Origin of the sequence: Rhizobium sp. PL01 (genome assembly GCF_033447125.1) — a bacterium.
Lineage (GTDB): Bacteria > Pseudomonadota > Alphaproteobacteria > Rhizobiales > Rhizobiaceae > Pararhizobium.
In genome coordinates, this window is sequence record NZ_JAWQUM010000007.1 from 52,362 (window position 1) to 67,127 (window position 14,766).

13 protein-coding genes are annotated in these 14,766 nt (G+C 56.7%); 5 read left to right on the plus strand and 8 right to left on the minus strand.

From position 1 onward, the window contains the following. Nucleotides 1-69: 69 nt before the first annotated feature. Nucleotides 70-801, minus strand: a complete 732-nt coding sequence (locus tag R6X40_RS17305; protein ID WP_318415046.1) for a GntR family transcriptional regulator — start codon at nucleotides 799-801, stop codon at nucleotides 70-72. Nucleotides 802-1,045: 244 nt separating this feature from the next. On the opposite strand from R6X40_RS17305, the gene R6X40_RS17310 reads away from it, so the two are divergent. Together R6X40_RS17310 and R6X40_RS17315 are read left to right on the plus strand one after the other, a co-directional pair. Continuing rightward, nucleotides 1,046-2,059, plus strand: coding sequence for an SIS domain-containing protein (locus R6X40_RS17310; protein WP_318415047.1), 1,014 nt, complete (start codon nucleotides 1,046-1,048; stop codon nucleotides 2,057-2,059). A gap of 128 nt (nucleotides 2,060-2,187) precedes the next feature. Further along, on the plus strand, nucleotides 2,188-3,000 hold the full coding sequence (locus R6X40_RS17315; protein ID WP_318415048.1) for a PfkB family carbohydrate kinase: 813 nt from the start codon (nucleotides 2,188-2,190) through the stop codon (nucleotides 2,998-3,000). A gap of 69 nt (nucleotides 3,001-3,069) precedes the next feature. On the opposite strand, the gene R6X40_RS17320 is transcribed toward R6X40_RS17315, so the two are convergent. The 7 genes from R6X40_RS17320 to R6X40_RS17350 all read right to left on the minus strand — a co-directional run bounded on the left by R6X40_RS17320 (nucleotide 3,070) and on the right by R6X40_RS17350 (nucleotide 10,243). Then, on the minus strand, nucleotides 3,070-3,822 hold the full coding sequence (locus R6X40_RS17320; RefSeq protein WP_318415049.1) for an amino acid ABC transporter ATP-binding protein: 753 nt from the start codon (nucleotides 3,820-3,822) through the stop codon (nucleotides 3,070-3,072). A gap of 14 nt (nucleotides 3,823-3,836) precedes the next feature. After that, nucleotides 3,837-4,721 (minus strand): DMT family transporter, encoded by an 885-nt coding sequence (locus R6X40_RS17325; RefSeq protein WP_318415050.1) that lies wholly within the window; start codon nucleotides 4,719-4,721, stop codon nucleotides 3,837-3,839. Beyond that, a complete protein-coding gene (locus R6X40_RS17330; RefSeq protein WP_318415051.1) occupies nucleotides 4,711-5,682 on the minus strand; it encodes an amino acid ABC transporter permease in 972 nt (323 codons plus the stop codon). The genes R6X40_RS17325 and R6X40_RS17330 overlap by 11 nt, the downstream gene beginning before the upstream one ends. A gap of 21 nt (nucleotides 5,683-5,703) precedes the next feature. Further along, nucleotides 5,704-6,984 (minus strand): FAD-binding oxidoreductase, encoded by a 1,281-nt coding sequence (locus R6X40_RS17335; protein WP_318415052.1) that lies wholly within the window; start codon nucleotides 6,982-6,984, stop codon nucleotides 5,704-5,706. A gap of 55 nt (nucleotides 6,985-7,039) precedes the next feature. Continuing rightward, complete coding sequence (locus tag R6X40_RS17340; protein WP_318415297.1) at nucleotides 7,040-7,864, minus strand: transporter substrate-binding domain-containing protein; 825 nt, start codon at nucleotides 7,862-7,864, stop codon at nucleotides 7,040-7,042. A 329-nt stretch (nucleotides 7,865-8,193) separates the two neighbouring features. After that, nucleotides 8,194-8,967 carry a Fic family protein gene (locus tag R6X40_RS17345; protein WP_318415053.1) on the minus strand — a complete coding sequence of 258 codons (774 nt, stop codon included), beginning with the start codon at nucleotides 8,965-8,967 and terminating at the stop codon, nucleotides 8,194-8,196. Between the two features lie 382 nt (nucleotides 8,968-9,349). Beyond that, a complete protein-coding gene (locus R6X40_RS17350) occupies nucleotides 9,350-10,243 on the minus strand; it encodes an IS630 family transposase (RefSeq protein WP_412178402.1) in 894 nt (297 codons plus the stop codon). A gap of 824 nt (nucleotides 10,244-11,067) precedes the next feature. Here R6X40_RS17350 and R6X40_RS17355 point away from each other — a divergent pair. From R6X40_RS17355 to R6X40_RS17365, 3 genes are all read left to right on the plus strand, one after another. Further along, nucleotides 11,068-11,712, plus strand: coding sequence for a response regulator transcription factor (locus R6X40_RS17355; protein ID WP_318415054.1), 645 nt, complete (start codon nucleotides 11,068-11,070; stop codon nucleotides 11,710-11,712). A 242-nt stretch (nucleotides 11,713-11,954) separates the two neighbouring features. Then, entirely contained in the window at nucleotides 11,955-13,274 is a 1,320-nt protein-coding gene (locus R6X40_RS17360; protein ID WP_318415055.1) for a nucleotide sugar dehydrogenase, read from the plus strand. Between the two features lie 11 nt (nucleotides 13,275-13,285). Then, nucleotides 13,286-14,764, plus strand: coding sequence for a glycosyltransferase (locus tag R6X40_RS17365; RefSeq protein WP_318415056.1), 1,479 nt, complete (start codon nucleotides 13,286-13,288; stop codon nucleotides 14,762-14,764). Nucleotides 14,765-14,766: the final 2 nt, after the last annotated feature.

Genomic DNA, 14,766 nt, shown 5'->3' on the forward strand with positions numbered 1-14,766 from the left:
AGCGAACTTGGTTGGAGTGTCCTTGCCGCCAGGCGATGAGCCTCAAGTTTTCGTCTGCCGCTATGGTGACTATTTACGCACGAGACTAAAGGAAAAATGGCTGCCGCGGTGATAGTCGATTGCGTAGATGACGGGTATTCCTACAGTGTTGAAACAGGTTTCGGTGATCAGCAGGGCAGGGCCGAAGTCCCTAAGGTCGTTGCGTTCCACCACATCGCTCGGAAGCATCACGGCCGTCACGGCTGCGGAAGACATGCGCGGCCGCTGCTTGTGCTGTTCAAGCAGTGACAAAAGCGAACCGCTCCAGTCTATATCGTAAAGGCGCGCGGGCACGATACTGCGGGGCACGTAATCAAGACAGTACATGATCGGCGTATCGTTCTCCAGCCGAAGACGCTCAATGCGGATGACGCGCTCGCCGACATCAAGGCGAAGTTGCTGGGCAATGGTCTCGTCAGGCGTCTCTTCGGAGATCGACAGAACCTTGTTGTGAGGCTTGTACCCATAATGGCGCGCCATATCGGTGACGCTCTCGAACACAGTGATAGGGCGGACGACCTGGACCGCGGAAATCGCCGATATGAAGCGACCACGCCCATGCTCGACATAGATAACATCGTCCTGCTCGAGCAGCTTTAAAGCTTCGCGCAGGGCCGGGCGTGAGATCTTGAACCGTGCAGTCAGCTGGGCTTCCGTCGGCAGTTTGTCACCCGGCTTGAGATCTTCGTCCCGGATCAGGTCGGCAATGCGGTCGCGTAGCTGAATGACCAGGGTGCGCGTATCGCGAATGGGCTCGTCCAAGGCAGTCCTCACGAGTTTCAAAAATTTCCATCTCCTTGTCTGACAAATAAGCAAAGGTCAAGCAAGGGTCTTGGAGAGCGCAAGCCGCCGGTAGAACGGCGGTCAATGCGTCGCCGGACAAAGAAACTGCTAGGGCGCTTGACAGCCGAAAATCAAGATGTCAGTTGTCTTACAACATTGTCGGACTCGACAAGGTGCTGAGGCGATCACGGGTAGCCATGGTCATGACAACAGAGAGTTTTCTATGCTGAATTTTGACGAAGAACGATTCCTGCGCATCCAGTCCGGCGCCGCCGGCCTCGCAAAGCGGTTCGACAAGGTCATTGAGGGCTGCCTGGCTGCTGGTGCCGAAAATGTCTTCTTCCTCGGAACCGGGGGGGCTGCCATCCTCATGCAGCCAGCGTACCAGCTGTTGCAACGCAAGTCCCGCTTCCCGTCCTTCATCGACCTGACCGCCGAACTCCTGATCAGCGGATCGGCCAATCTCACGACAACATCCATTGTCGTCATGCCATCATTGTCCGGGACGACCACTGAGAGTGTTGCGCTGCTGGCTAAAATCAAGAAAACCGGCGCTACTGTGCTAACGCTTGTTGGCCATGAGGAAACGCCTCTCGGCAAGGGCGGCGACCATGTGTTCGTGAATTTTGCGGCAGACGATACGTCGTGCGAGTCCTTCTATCTTCAGTCGCTGTTCATTGCGCTGTCGATTATGAAACACCGCGGCGAGATCGCTAATCACGAGCAGATCATCGCAGAGTTGCAGAGTCTCCCAGAGCTACTGCTTGAAGTGAAGCGTGCCTATGAGGACAAGGCGGAAGGGTTTGCCAAGGTCCTCGCCGCCTCCAACTATCATATCGTTACCGGCGCCGGAAACGTCTGGCCCGAAGCCTTCTATTACGGCATGTGCATTCTTGAAGAGATGCAGTGGATCCGTACCCGTCCGGTTCACGCCTCCGATTTTTTCCACGGCACGCTTGAGTTGGTCGAGAAGGGGGTTAGCGTTATCCTGTTCAAGGGTGAGGATGAATGCCGTCCGGTTGCCGACCGTGTGGAAAATTTTGCGCCGAACTACACTGACAAGCTCACTGTACTCGATACGGCAAGTTTCGAACTGCCCGGCATTTCACCAAACGTTCGCGGCCTGATCTCGCCAATCCTGCTCGCAACGGTGCTTGAGCGCATCAGTGCCCATCTCGAAGTCATTCGCAATCACCCGCTGACAACGCGCCGCTATTATAAGCGGGTTGCCTACTGAGCGGCCATCAGCATGATAACAAATCGGTAGCCCTGGACGTCATTAGATTGCCGGGTGCTAACATCCAGGCCGCGACAGTCGCCACGACAGTCGCGGCACAGCCGTTGTGAAAGAGCACTCGAGGTCTCATGTCCCGTCTCCGTTTCGCCGCCGTCGGCGATAATTGCGTCGACCGTTTCCAGCCACCCGTCGGACAATCGCTTATCGGTGGCAATGCCATCAATGTCGCCGTCCAGCTCGCGCTGCTCGGCCATGAAACCTATTATTTCGGCGCAGTCGGCTGCGATCAGGATGGCGAGCGGACACGCGACCTGCTTGTCTCGAAGGGGGTACGCGTCGATTACCTGCAGATTCTGCCGGGTGAAACCGCCTATACGAATATCGACATTACAGAAACCGGCGACCGTATCTTTGCTTTCGAGGAGTTCGGAGTGTGCGCAGACTACGTACCGAGTGAAGCGGATTTGATCGCCCTCATCGGCATGGATCATGTGCACATTGGGTGGATAGCCGATAATGGCCTTGTCCGTCGCAGGGTTGCCGGTGCCGGCACCAGCGTCTCGCAGGACGTCTCTGTCAACAACGACCCCGCCCATCTTGACGTCGAAGGGCTCCGCATCGCCTTCGGTTCAGCCGGTGAGGACCGCCAGAAGGCTGAAGCGATGATGCAGGGGTATCTTGCAAACGGTGCCAGGCTCGCGGTTGTCACGCGCGGAGGCGAAGGATCGGCGGCATTGGAAGGCAGGGAACACGCCGAGACCGGTATTACTGGCGTCGACGTCATCGATACCACGGGAGCAGGCGACAGCTTTATTGCCGGTTTCCTGCATGCGTACGTGTCTGGCGGCAACCTAGCAGCCAGCCTTGTATCAGGCCGCCAGTCCGCCGCGTGGACATGCGGCCATTTCGGCGGGTTTCCGCAGGACCCTCAACCGCTCTAAAACATGGCGTGATGCCCGTCAAAGAGGAGGCCGGCGGAGCATCGCCGGTCCCTTCATCGCATCAGTTGGTCAGTGCAGGATCTGGCTCAAGAAAAGCCGGCTGCGTTCATTTTGCGGGTTGTCGAAAAACTCGGTGGGTGGAGCCTCCTCCACCACGCGGCCCTGGTCCATGAAGATCACCCGGTCGGCGACCTGGCGGGCAAAGCCCATCTCATGGGTAACGCAGATCATCGTCATACCTTCCTGCGCAAGCGACACCATCGTATCCAATACCTCCTTGACCATCTCTGGATCGAGTGCCGAGGTCGGCTCGTCAAACAGCATGACCCTGGGGCTCATGCAGAGCGCGCGGGCGATTGCGACACGTTGCTGTTGCCCACCGGACAACTGTCCGGGAAATTTATCGGCCTGTTCAGGGATGCGAACCCGCTCAAGGAAGTGCATGGCGATCTCGGTTGCCTTGGGTTTGCTCACCTTGCGCACCCACATGGGAGCAAGAATGCAGTTTTGCAGTACGGTCAGATGCGGAAAGAGATTGAAGTGCTGAAACACCATGCCAACTTCGCGGCGCACGTCTTTGATGTTCTCCTCGTCTTCGTTCAAAACAACGCCACCGACGGTGATGGTCCCCTTTTGGTGCACCTCAAGCCGATTGATACAGCGGATCAGTGTGGATTTTCCCGAACCGGAGGGGCCGCAGATCACGATCCGTTCCTTCTTGGCGATCTCCAGGTTGATATCTGCGAGTGCATGGTACGATCCGTACCATTTATTCACTCCATTCAACGCGATCTCGATCTCTGGTTTGGATAATTGCAGCATCAAAATTCCTCCGGTTATTTCAAGACCAGCCAGCCTGAGGCGATAATAATCGCAGCGCCGGCGAGCGTATGGATTTCAACCGGCCCGCCAAATACGAGCGCCCCGGCAAGGCATCCCCAAATGATTTGGCTATATTGAAAGGGTGCAACGACCGACGCTTCACCGATGCGGAAAGCGCGCACCAAAAGCGCGTGACCACCGAAAAGCATCAGACCGGCCGCAAGAACGAGCATGATATCGCCCATTGCAACAGCTGCGAAGCCACCGTCGGCAAGAGTAACCCCGAACGAGAGCAGGCCTAGAACCACCAGCAGGGTCGCCACCAGCGCCGTGTCGGACTCATTCGTTTGCGTTCGGCGCAAAAGCACCAGCGAAAACGCAAACAGCAGAGCCGAACCGATTGCGGCTGCATGTCCGATGTTCATCGGTGCAATGCCGGGTTTCAATGCGACGACCACACCGGAAAAGCCAAGGAACACGCCGATCCAGGCCACCCGCGAGAGCCGCTCGCCCAGCAAGGCAAAGGACAGCACAGCGACGAGCACTGGTGACAGGAAAGCCAGCACATAGGCCTCCGCCAAGGGAAGGGCGGCGAAGGCATAGTGGATGAGCAGCGTGTCGGCGGCAAGCAGTGCTGCACGCACGAAGGCCAGAGGGGGATAACGTGGCCAAAGCGCCTGCCCAGGCCGCGCGGCCATGGCGGTTCCCGCGACAAAGACGAAGGCTGCAGCAGTGACCATGAATGTCACCTGCGGCACCACAAACCGCTCGGTCAGGAGCTTCACAATAACATCTGTTCCGGAAAATAAGGCGAACGCACATAAGACGATTGCCGCCGCCTGCATGTTCGCCCGCGTCGGGCTTGCACCCGAAGTCAGAACAGTCGGATCAGCGGGCATTGAATCGGCCGAAATGAGCCTCAATGCGCGACTGCAGGAATTCAAGACCCATCGACAGCACCCAGTAGATCATAGAGGCCGTGATCAGCATTTCGATATGCCGGAACTCCGTCTGACCTTGGGTGCGGGCGAGATACATGATTTCCCAGACGCCAACGACGGATACCAGCGATGAGTCCTTCAGCATCGCGATGAACTGATTGCCGGTCGGCGGGACAATCACCCGCATTGCCTGCGGCAGGATGACGAGAAACATCGTCTGATTGGGGCTGAGGCCGAGCGCGGTCGCGCCTTCTGTCTGGCCTCGCGAGATGCTCTCGATACCGGCGCGGAAAATCTCCGTCATATAGGCACCGTAGCATAGCGACAACGCCAGAATACCTGCGGGGACTGCGCTGATCACATAGCCGACCTGCGGCAGACCGAGATAGATGATGTAGATCTGCATCAGAAGGGGAAGGCCGCGGAACAAAGACGTGTAGAACGTGGCTAGACCGTAGACAACACCGTTCTTCGAGAGTTTTGCCATGGCGCCCGCCAGAGCGATGACGGTGGCAATCGCAATCGAGATGGCGGAAATGTAGAGCGTCGTGACCACCCCTTGCGAGATCATGAAGCCGATCTTGCGGGCGATGAAGGAGAGGGAGAGGTCGAACGAATAGAAGAACAGCATCAGCAGGACGAACAGCTCGATCCAGACGGTCACGATCTGTTGCCGGCGCGGCAAAAGCTGAAGCAGCTTCCAGTTGAATGCGATGATCAGGGCAATGGCGATTGCAGAGAGGGCGCGCCCGAGCTGCTTGTTGTCCTTGAGCCAGTCGATGGCCGGCGGAAAGAGCTTGCCGATCCAGGCGGAGCTTATTCCAAGCGCAAAAAGTGCTGCTGCAACCAGCGCAAAAATCAGCAGGACGCCGATGCGGCGGGCCGCGGTGGGATAGTCGAGTATCAGTCTTCCAAGCATCGGTTTCCCCGCCGTGTTTGATCAGGCCGCGCGCTCGCGCCACCAGTCCTGCGCCTGCAATTTCCAATAGGTGAGTTGTGCCGTCGCAAGGCCCGCAATACCGCCCGCCCAGACAAGGCCGAACGGTTTGAAGAGCTTGTAACGCTCCGATTGACCGAGAATGCCCTCGGCAACGACCTTCCCGCCAATGGCTGTGGTGTTAAGGCCGTGACCGCCGAAAGCCGTGCAATGCCACACACCAGGTTGCATTTCCCCGATCTGGGGCATGAGGTGACGGGCGTAAGACATGAGGCCGGACCAGGCCAGTTCGGTTTTCAGGTCTTTAAGTTGCGGATAGGTCGTCGTCATTTCGCGACGAAGTTCGCCCGCAAGTGCCGCAGGGGAGGCTGCCCGGGTGGTGATGCGGCCACCCCAAAGAATACGTTTTCCATCCTCAACGAGACGGTAATAATCGCCCGCGCGGCGGTTATCGCCGATTGCGTCACGGGTCACGATCGCCTCACGGATGAGGTCCGGGGCTTCTTCCGTCAGCATGACGTATGTGGCAATGGGAAGGTAAGCGCGATCAAGCCTGCCGACGAGTGAAGACGTATAGCCGCCTGTGGTGAAGACCACCTCACGGGCGCTGACCTGTCCGTCGCGGCATGAGACGCGTTTTTGAGCGCCAGTGAGAATGCAGCGCAAAACCTGTGATTTCTCGTAGATGTGGCCACCCAGCCTTTCGATCTCCGCCGCCAGCGCACGCAGATAGTTCAGCGGGTGCATATGAAACGCTTTCGGATCGCGGAGACCCTGAAAATAGCGGTTCGACTTCAATCGGTTGCGTACGGCATCAACACCTAAAAACTCAAGATCATAGCCATAGTCGCGGCGCATGTTTTCGGCGTGGGCTTTCAAATTCGCGCTGTCATCGTACCGTGTCACGCTCATGATGCCGGCCTGGGTTTTGGCATCAGTGATACCGAGCTCCCGGATCGTGTCACGGATGAAATCAACCCCTTCTATCGAAAGGTAGTGAAGCTTGCGGGCTCCATCAGGTCCTGCAGCACGAGCGATGGCGTCGTTGCCTGTCGCAAAACCGGGGCTGACGAAGCCCCCATTCCGGCCCGAGGCTCCAAAGCCGACGCTATTGGCCTCGAGAACGACGACAGCGCGGCCAGCGCGGGCAAGCTGGAGGGCGGTCGTCAAGCCAGCGAGGCCACCACCGATGATGACCGTGTCGCAATCGACGGAGCTCGAAAGCGTTGGGCGCTCGAATACGTTCGCCAATGTGCGACGATAATAGGTGTCTGGATAGGTCATGTGAGGCTCATCTGGCGAGGAGATGCCGGGCGTTAGCCCGGCATTGTTGGAATTGTCAGTCGGCACTGTAATCCTTGCCATACCATTTGGTCGTAAGGGCGGAGAGCGTGCCGTCCTTTTTCATGTCGGCAATGAACCCGCCGATCTTGGCAGTCCATTCCGGATCCGTCTTTTCGCCGATGACAACCAGCGGCTCACGGAATGCATAGCCGTCCTCGAGAATGCGCAAAGGATAGCCATTCTTGATCGCATTCTTGGCGGTCTGCTCAGGCGCAATGACCGCATCAAGGCGGACACCGTCACCCAGACGCAGATCGTCGAAAGGCAGCATCGAATCGGCGAATGTGCGAATTTCGCCCTGTTCCAGTTTGTAATCGATGGGCGGCAAGCCAGGCGCATCGATTTCCAGCTGACGGCGGATGAAATCTTCAGATGTCGTCGCCGTCTCAACGCCGATGACCTTACCCTTCAGATCACCCACTGCCTTCGCGGCGCTGTCTTTGTGAACCACATAGACGTACGGGCTGTAGTAATAGATACCTGCAAAATCGATGACTTGCGCACGCGCTTTGGTCGGGGTGACAGAGCCGACGCCAATATCGTAACGCCCCTGCCAACGTCCGCCGGTCAACGTCGCCCAGTCAGGTGTCTGGAAGCTCACCTCGACACCAAGACGTTTGGCGATTTCCCGGGAAACATCGATATCGAAACCAACCATTTCATTGTTGTCATCGAGAAAACTCTGCGGCGGCCAACTGCTATTGGTCGCGACGACCATCGCTTTGTTTTCCATCACACGGTCAAGTGTTTCGCCCGCAAGAGCAGAGTTTGCGGCAGCCAGCAGCGCAGTACTGGCAATAAGCTTCGTGAGAAAATTCATGGTGCCTCCCAGCATGTTCAGCGACATTTTGTAAGATGTCTGACAACTGTCATGGAGTGGGCTTGCGCTTATGTCAATGAACGCATGCTCCTGACTTGATGAGAAATAACGATGAGAATGTGCCAAGGGGTCACAAAGTAAGCAGTGCAGCAATTTGTGCGCCGCATGAAAACGTACCGTCACAGGGTAAGCGAGACCGCGAATTGGGCGGCGATTCAACTCTTGTGAAGGTGACCCCGCAAGTTCAGGTAAGGTACTGGAGAAAGCCCGTTTTCAGTGAAAAATGCGGTTCAGTTCCCATCAAGGCGACCCATTCAGGATCCCATTCATCAGGAAAGACCGTACCAGGCGCCGCGACCGGCACCTTGCAAGACGAGGTACCCTTGATCCACGAGCGCCTTGAGATGATCCTTGATGGTGTGACGGCTTGCATCGGTGCTCCGTGCAGCCTCCCCGACGGTGATCCGCCCGTGCTCGCGTGCCAACTCGAGCAATGTGACGGATAATGCCGGCATGTCGGCGAGGATGATACGCTCGCGCTCCATTTTCTTCTCAAGCCGCGTATTCTGCCGATGCAGGGCTCTCAAAAAGAACTCGATCCAAGGATTCCAGTCTGGCTCGGCGCTGCGGATCGTTCCCTGCGTGCGCCGAAGCGAGATGTAATAGCTCTCCTTGCTTTGCTCGATGATGCTTTCGAGCGAGCTGTAGGGGACGTAAGCGTAGCCGCCACGCAGCAGCAACAGTGTGGTCAGAATACGCGATAGGCGACCATTGCCATCCTGGAATGGATGTATTTCGAGGAAAACGACAACGAAGATCGCGACGACCAAAAGTGGATGGAGCCGCTTTTCTCGCCCTTGCTCATCCAGCCAGGCGATCAGTTCCTTCATTCGACGCGGCGTATCGAACGGCGATGCCATTTCGAAAACCATGCCGAGGCTTTCTTCCTGTTCGTTAAACGCTTCCACGTTGTTGGAGAGGGTTTTGTAGGCGCCGCGATGCCGCTCCTCCTTTGTGGAATGCGCAAGAAGGTCTCGGTGGAACTGACGGATATGGTTCGCGCTCAACGAAATAGCTTCGTAAGCACTGAAGATGGTCTCCATCACCTCCGCACAGCCGGCCACTTCTTGTTCGTCGCGTGTCGTAAACGATCCCGAGCGAATGTTTGCCAGCAGTTTTTCGACCTCTCGGTCCGTGAGGCGTGCACCTTCGATACGTGTGGAGGATCCGACACTTTCGACGTGGCAACACGCCGGAGACTGGACAGCCGCTCAGGTGCGATCCGGCCGATCGCACACCAAGCACCTTTGAATTCATCGATTTCGGCGACCAGCGACAGGATTTCAGGCGAGATCCGGACGGTCACCGTGTTTAGAAATTCCATTTGCTCATCCGTTCCCATCCAATTCCTGCGATGTTGTGATGCACTATTTATCCATCCATTTTCCACGAGAGAGTTTGTCAGATCTTTGAGTTGATCGTGAGCTAAATGACCGGCCATTCTTCACTCGAGCGGCCCCAGACTTTTGCTGCGAAACGAGAGAGGATGTGCGAGGGCCGGAATTCTAAGTGTCTGACGCCTTTAAAAGTTCGGCTGAGATCGACGCGGAACAACAGCGGGGTCGTAGGTCCGACCCCGCTCATGGCATGCGTATCGCACCACGGCATGACGAGGGCTGCGGCCTTGCCAAACGTCGGACATATCGCACCGAAGATATAGGCGGACCTTGTCCGCTGATCGTGGGGAGCAGATGGCCGTGTCCCCCGTTTGGCCCACCGCCTGGTGATCTTGTTCTTCTGACCGATGCGGGCCTCGTCTTGGAACCAAATCTCTATTTGCTTGCCTTTGGCGGCCCCGCCAGCAATTTCTGCCACTGCAGCGGAGATTTTTTTAAATTCCTCAATCGCATCAGTCTCTTGCGTATGATGCTTTGGGCGGGCGCTCGGTTTTCGATAGCCCAAGGCATTCAATTCGCGCCCAAGCGTCTGACGACTGATGGAGATGCGATGTTCCTGCCAAAGCCATTGGGCCAGATCGACAAGTCGCCAGCGCACAACGCCATCGAGATAGGGAACCGGACCCCTCTCAACGGCATCGATCAGCGCCTCCCGCTGTTGATCATTCAAAAGAGGTTCACGTCCTTTCGCCTTTCCCGTGTTCACACCATCAGGACCGAGCAGATTGAAACGCTCAACCCAGTCACGGACGATCTGCAATCCAACACCGCCCAGCGATGCTGCCTGACTGCGAGAACCGCCTTCGTGGATAATCGACAGGGCTAACAACCGGCGCGACAAATCCGCATCCCGACTTTGCCTTGCCAGCCGACGCAGATCGTCTCCCGTATAGTCTCCACGAACGGACAGTGCTGTTCCCATGGCGAAATCTCCTTTCGCCATGTTGAATCATGAACGAAAATGGAATCGCGTGAGTCACCCTGATCACGCGCTGGTATTCGGGGCGGCAGGTCAAGACAAGTCACGCCGGCATCGTAAACACAACGGTTACGGGTCGGGAAACGATCCTGGCCTCATTGCGATCGCTTGTTATCCATCGTGCCGCCAAGGACATTTCGCCGCCAGCAGGGCGGGCTACTCCCGTGTGTTTGCCCGAATGTCATGTTTTACGCTTTAAGGTTGCTCTGGCATAAAATAGTTAACGTGGAAAACCGTAATAATCGAGCGTTGATACGATCGTCACAAAAATAATATGACATGCGGGATAAGAGTTAAAATCTAGATGGTCAGCGATAGAGAATAGTTTTTACTGAATTACTTTTGTAAAACTATAAATCCCCTTCGAAATCTCAAAGTTCTATCGCGCCAGGAAAAACATACCGGTCCAGACCCGCCTGGAGAGACAAAATAGGAACCCAAGCCCAGAGACCGCGCTGACGGGAAAGTATCCCTCTTTCGCAAAGGGGTACCTGAGCGCACTATAATGCCGCCTCGGCCAGTTAGGCTTATCGAGCGTTGGCCCGGATGGGGGCCGCAATGGCTTTCTGAAGATAATAAGACAAATGAAATGAATAATTGTGCGGCGCAGCAAGTGTTTTATACGTCTGTTGCATTGCAGCATCTTGACACTCTCAAACTTCCTCTGAATATACAGAGCCGAAGCTTGAGAATTGCCTTCCCGCCCGACGAAAGGGGGGATTTTCAACCGATCGGGCGAGCAGAGGTGCCGATTGACTGGAGCTGCGATGGAAAATGCGCGCAAGATAAGGGTGCTCGTCCTTGACGATAACCCGGTCTTAGTGGACGGCCTAAGCTTCGTTATAAATTCGACACGCCAACTCACGGCGTTGGTCATGACCCAGCGCGACCAAAACTTGAACGACGCCGTCAAACGGCTGGCGCCGGACGTCATCGTTGCAGAGCCGCGTTTCCTTGAACGTCTTTTGCGAAACAGCGACATGACTTTGCTTCACTTGCAATCGAAGGCTCGTATCATCGCCTATTGCGATACGCGCGACGCCCAACCGAGCGAAATCTATATTGCAAAAGGTTACTGCGCCATCTTGACGAAGACGGTTGCGAGTGCCCGGCTGCTTGGTGCCATCAAGAGCGTCAACGCCGGCGACGTGATCATCGACGCCGCGCTACCGCCCCAATACGAAACACCGGTGTTGAAAATGGGGTTCGAGCCAAACAGGCTCTCCAGCAAGGAAGAACTGGTTCTGCGTCATGTGGCGCTCGGCAAGGCAATGAAGGAAATCGCTGCCGATATCCAGCTTAGCGCGAAGACAGTGGAAACATACAAGTATCGAGCGATCAAAAAACTCGATCTTCGGACGCGGTCGGATATAGTAACATATGCTATAAGTGTGGGTTGGCTTCAACATTAATCGGAATGATTAAAATATAGGCGCCGAAAACTTAAATTTTCGGCGCTTTTTCTATGCGTATAACGCAGGTAAATACTTAATTATAATATATAAAATTTTAATAATAGGGATTTTCCCGACAAATTGCTGTTTTTCCTGACTGTCGGATCGGGATTTTCAATGCCTAGTCTACGTTAGACGTTAATAATTCATTAACCGAGGCGAGGGCCGCCAAGACCGGCCACCAAAGACAAGGGCAAAACATGGCTAGGATTAGCGTATTCGGAATTGGCTACGTCGGCGTGGTCGCAGCGGCCTGCCTGGCCAAGGATGGGCACGACCTCATAGCGGTCGATATCGACCCGGCAAAGGTCGATACGATCAATCAGGGCCGGGCACCGATCGTCGAAAAGGGCCTCGATCCGTTGATCGAGGAAATGGTCGCCAGCGGCAAGCTGCGCGCCACGCTCGACATCAAAGAGGCGATCGCGTCGACGGAAATGTCGTTCATCTGTGTGGGCACCCCCAGCGCTGCCGATGGCGCGGTCGGTCTGGCCTACGTCAAGAATGCCTGTGAGGCAATCGGCGCTGCCATCGCGGCCAAGGGTTCATTCCACTCTGTCGTCGTCCGCTCAACGATCGTTCCAGGCAGCATGGAGGCTGTCTGCATTCCAGCGCTCGAAAGCAGCTCCGGCCTGAAGGCTGGAACCGACTTCGGGGTCGGCTACTACCCCGAATTCCTGCGAGAAAGCACAGCGATCGAGGACTATTACGATCCGGGCTTGATCGTCTTTGGCGCCATCGATGAGCAGACGGACCAGCTCCTGCACGAGATCAACAGCAACCTGCCATGCCTCTGCCATTCCGTCACTTTGGCGACGGCCGAAATGATCAAGTACACAAGCAATTCGTGGCGCGCGGTGAAGGTCACATTTGCAAACGAGATCGGCAATGTCGCGAAGGCCTGCGGTGTCGATGGCCAACTGGTCATGAAGATCCTGTGCTCGGACCTGAAGGTTAGCATATCGCCGTACTTCATGCGCCCCGGTTTCGCATTCGGCGGATCCTGCTTGCCCAAGGACGTGCGGGCGCTTCGCCATCTCGCTGCGCAAAAGCATGTCGAATCCCATTTGCTCGACGCCGTTCTGGAGGCCAACGAGGCACAGATCGATCGCGCCGAGACGATGGTCTCGCGCATGGGCGGCCAGACCGTCGGCATGGTCGGTATCAGTTTCAAGACCGGCACGGATGATCTGAGAGAAAGCCCACTGGCCAGCCTTGCGTCCCGGCTGATCGGTAAGGGTTACGACCTGAAGATCTACGACCCCTTCGTCAAGCAGGCCTATGCAGAGGGCATGAGCGGCGCCGGGCGCGGCAACGATACCGCCATTGATCTCGAAAACCGGTTGGTTGGCGATGTCGATGACCTGATCGACAGTTCTGACATCATCTTGGTGGGTAACCACTACGACGAGGTCATGTCAGCGCTTGCCACCTGCAGCGACACGGTACCGATGGTCGATCTGCTGCGGATCCGACCGGGCATACGGTCGGCCGGCACCTACCAGGGCATTTGCTGGTAAGGATCGCAACGATGCTCGCCCACATCATTTATCTGCTGTCGATGGTAATCATAATGCTGGGCGTGCCTCACCCGACGATGGAAAACGTCTCGGGTACGCTGATTACCGTCGGATTAATCGGCCTGTGGCGGTACTCTTGGGCCGGAGCAAACCTTGCCAGGGCGGCCTACTATCTCAACATTGCCTATCCTCGGCGACGGGCGAGAGCCGCCGAGGCCTACGCTGCCCGCGGCCTCACCGATCACACCTTCTTCCTGGTCACCACCTACAAGATCGCGCCGGAAATCTCGACCCGGGTCTATCGTTCGATCTTCGAGGCAGCCTACCAAGCCAAGGGTGGTGCCTCGATCGTCGCTTCGATCGTTGACGAGGCGGATGCCCGGCTCATTCGCCAGGTGCTGGCCTCGGTCGCTGCCCTGCACCCTTCTGTGCGCGGCAAAGTCGCGCTAAAGATTGACAAGATCGCCGGAACCGGCAAACGCGACGCGCTGGCAACATCGCTTCGCTCCATCGCCCGCCTCAACCCAGGCCGGAACGACATCGTCATCTTCGTGGATGGCGACAGCTGCGTACCAATCGACGTGATTGACCGTAGTCTCCCCATGTTCACCGATCCGGCCGTCGGCGCCGTCACCACAGACGAATACAGCGACACCCAGGGCGGGCGCCTGTTCCGTGACTGGTTCGACCTGCGCTTCTGCCAGCGTCACGTGATGATGTCGTCGATGTCGCTTGGCGAACGGGTTTTGACCCTCACAGGGCGCATGTCGATCTTTCGCGCAAGCCTTGCCATGGATTCCGGGTTTGTCGATATGGTCCGCAGCGATTTCATCGATCACTGGCGTCTCGGGCGTGTGCATTTCCTGACGGGCGACGACAAGTCGACATGGTTCTGGCTACTGCAGAGGGGTTACAAGATGCTCTATCTGCCGGACCTCTGCACCGTCTCGATCGAGACCCAGCCGAAACCTGGTTTTATGGACTCCGCCACGGTGCTGATGACCCGCTGGTTCGGCAACATGCTACGCACCAATGGGCGTGCGCTTGCACTTCCTGCATCGCAGATAGGCTATTTCACCTGGTGGTCGATCCTGGATCAGGGCATTTCGATCTGGACCACGCTCGCCGGACCGGCCAGCATCCTGCTTTCGGCGATCTTCATCAGTCCCTGGATCCTGCCGCTCTATTTCGCTTGGGTCATGCTCACCCGCTACGTCATGTGCACGATTATCATGGCCTTTCGCGGCCGCAGCTTCCCGGTCTCGTTCCCTTTCCTGCTCTATTTCAGCCAGGTCGTCGGCGCGTTTGTCAAAAGCTTCATCCTGTTCCGCCTCGACCGGCAAAAATGGACCCGTCAGACAACCGAAAAGTCTAGCAGGAGCCGCGTCGGCTTCACCCAGCGCTTTCGGACCCTCAGCTCCAGCTACATGCATTGCTTGGCCCTGGGGTGGCTGATCCTGAGCGTCGCCTATGTCGGCAGCATCATTTAACC

Coding starts and splice junctions, on each gene's coding strand:
- R6X40_RS17310 (WP_318415047.1), top strand. CDS start 1,046: ATGCTGAATTTTGACGAAGAACGATTCCTGCGCATCCAGTCCGGCGCC.
- R6X40_RS17315 (WP_318415048.1), top strand. CDS start 2,188: ATGTCCCGTCTCCGTTTCGCCGCCGTCGGCGATAATTGCGTCGACCGT.
- R6X40_RS17320 (WP_318415049.1), bottom strand. CDS start 3,822: ATGCTGCAATTATCCAAACCAGAGATCGAGATCGCGTTGAATGGAGTG.
- R6X40_RS17325 (WP_318415050.1), bottom strand. CDS start 4,721: ATGCCCGCTGATCCGACTGTTCTGACTTCGGGTGCAAGCCCGACGCGG.
- R6X40_RS17330 (WP_318415051.1), bottom strand. CDS start 5,682: ATGCTTGGAAGACTGATACTCGACTATCCCACCGCGGCCCGCCGCATC.
- R6X40_RS17335 (WP_318415052.1), bottom strand. CDS start 6,984: ATGACCTATCCAGACACCTATTATCGTCGCACATTGGCGAACGTATTC.
- R6X40_RS17340 (WP_318415297.1), bottom strand. CDS start 7,864: ATGAATTTTCTCACGAAGCTTATTGCCAGTACTGCGCTGCTGGCTGCC.
- R6X40_RS17345 (WP_318415053.1), bottom strand. CDS start 8,967: ATGGAGACCATCTTCAGTGCTTACGAAGCTATTTCGTTGAGCGCGAAC.
- R6X40_RS17350 (WP_412178402.1), bottom strand. CDS start 10,243: ATGGGAACAGCACTGTCCGTTCGTGGAGACTATACGGGAGACGATCTG.
- R6X40_RS17355 (WP_318415054.1), top strand. CDS start 11,068: ATGGAAAATGCGCGCAAGATAAGGGTGCTCGTCCTTGACGATAACCCG.
- R6X40_RS17360 (WP_318415055.1), top strand. CDS start 11,955: ATGGCTAGGATTAGCGTATTCGGAATTGGCTACGTCGGCGTGGTCGCA.
- R6X40_RS17365 (WP_318415056.1), top strand. CDS start 13,286: ATGCTCGCCCACATCATTTATCTGCTGTCGATGGTAATCATAATGCTG.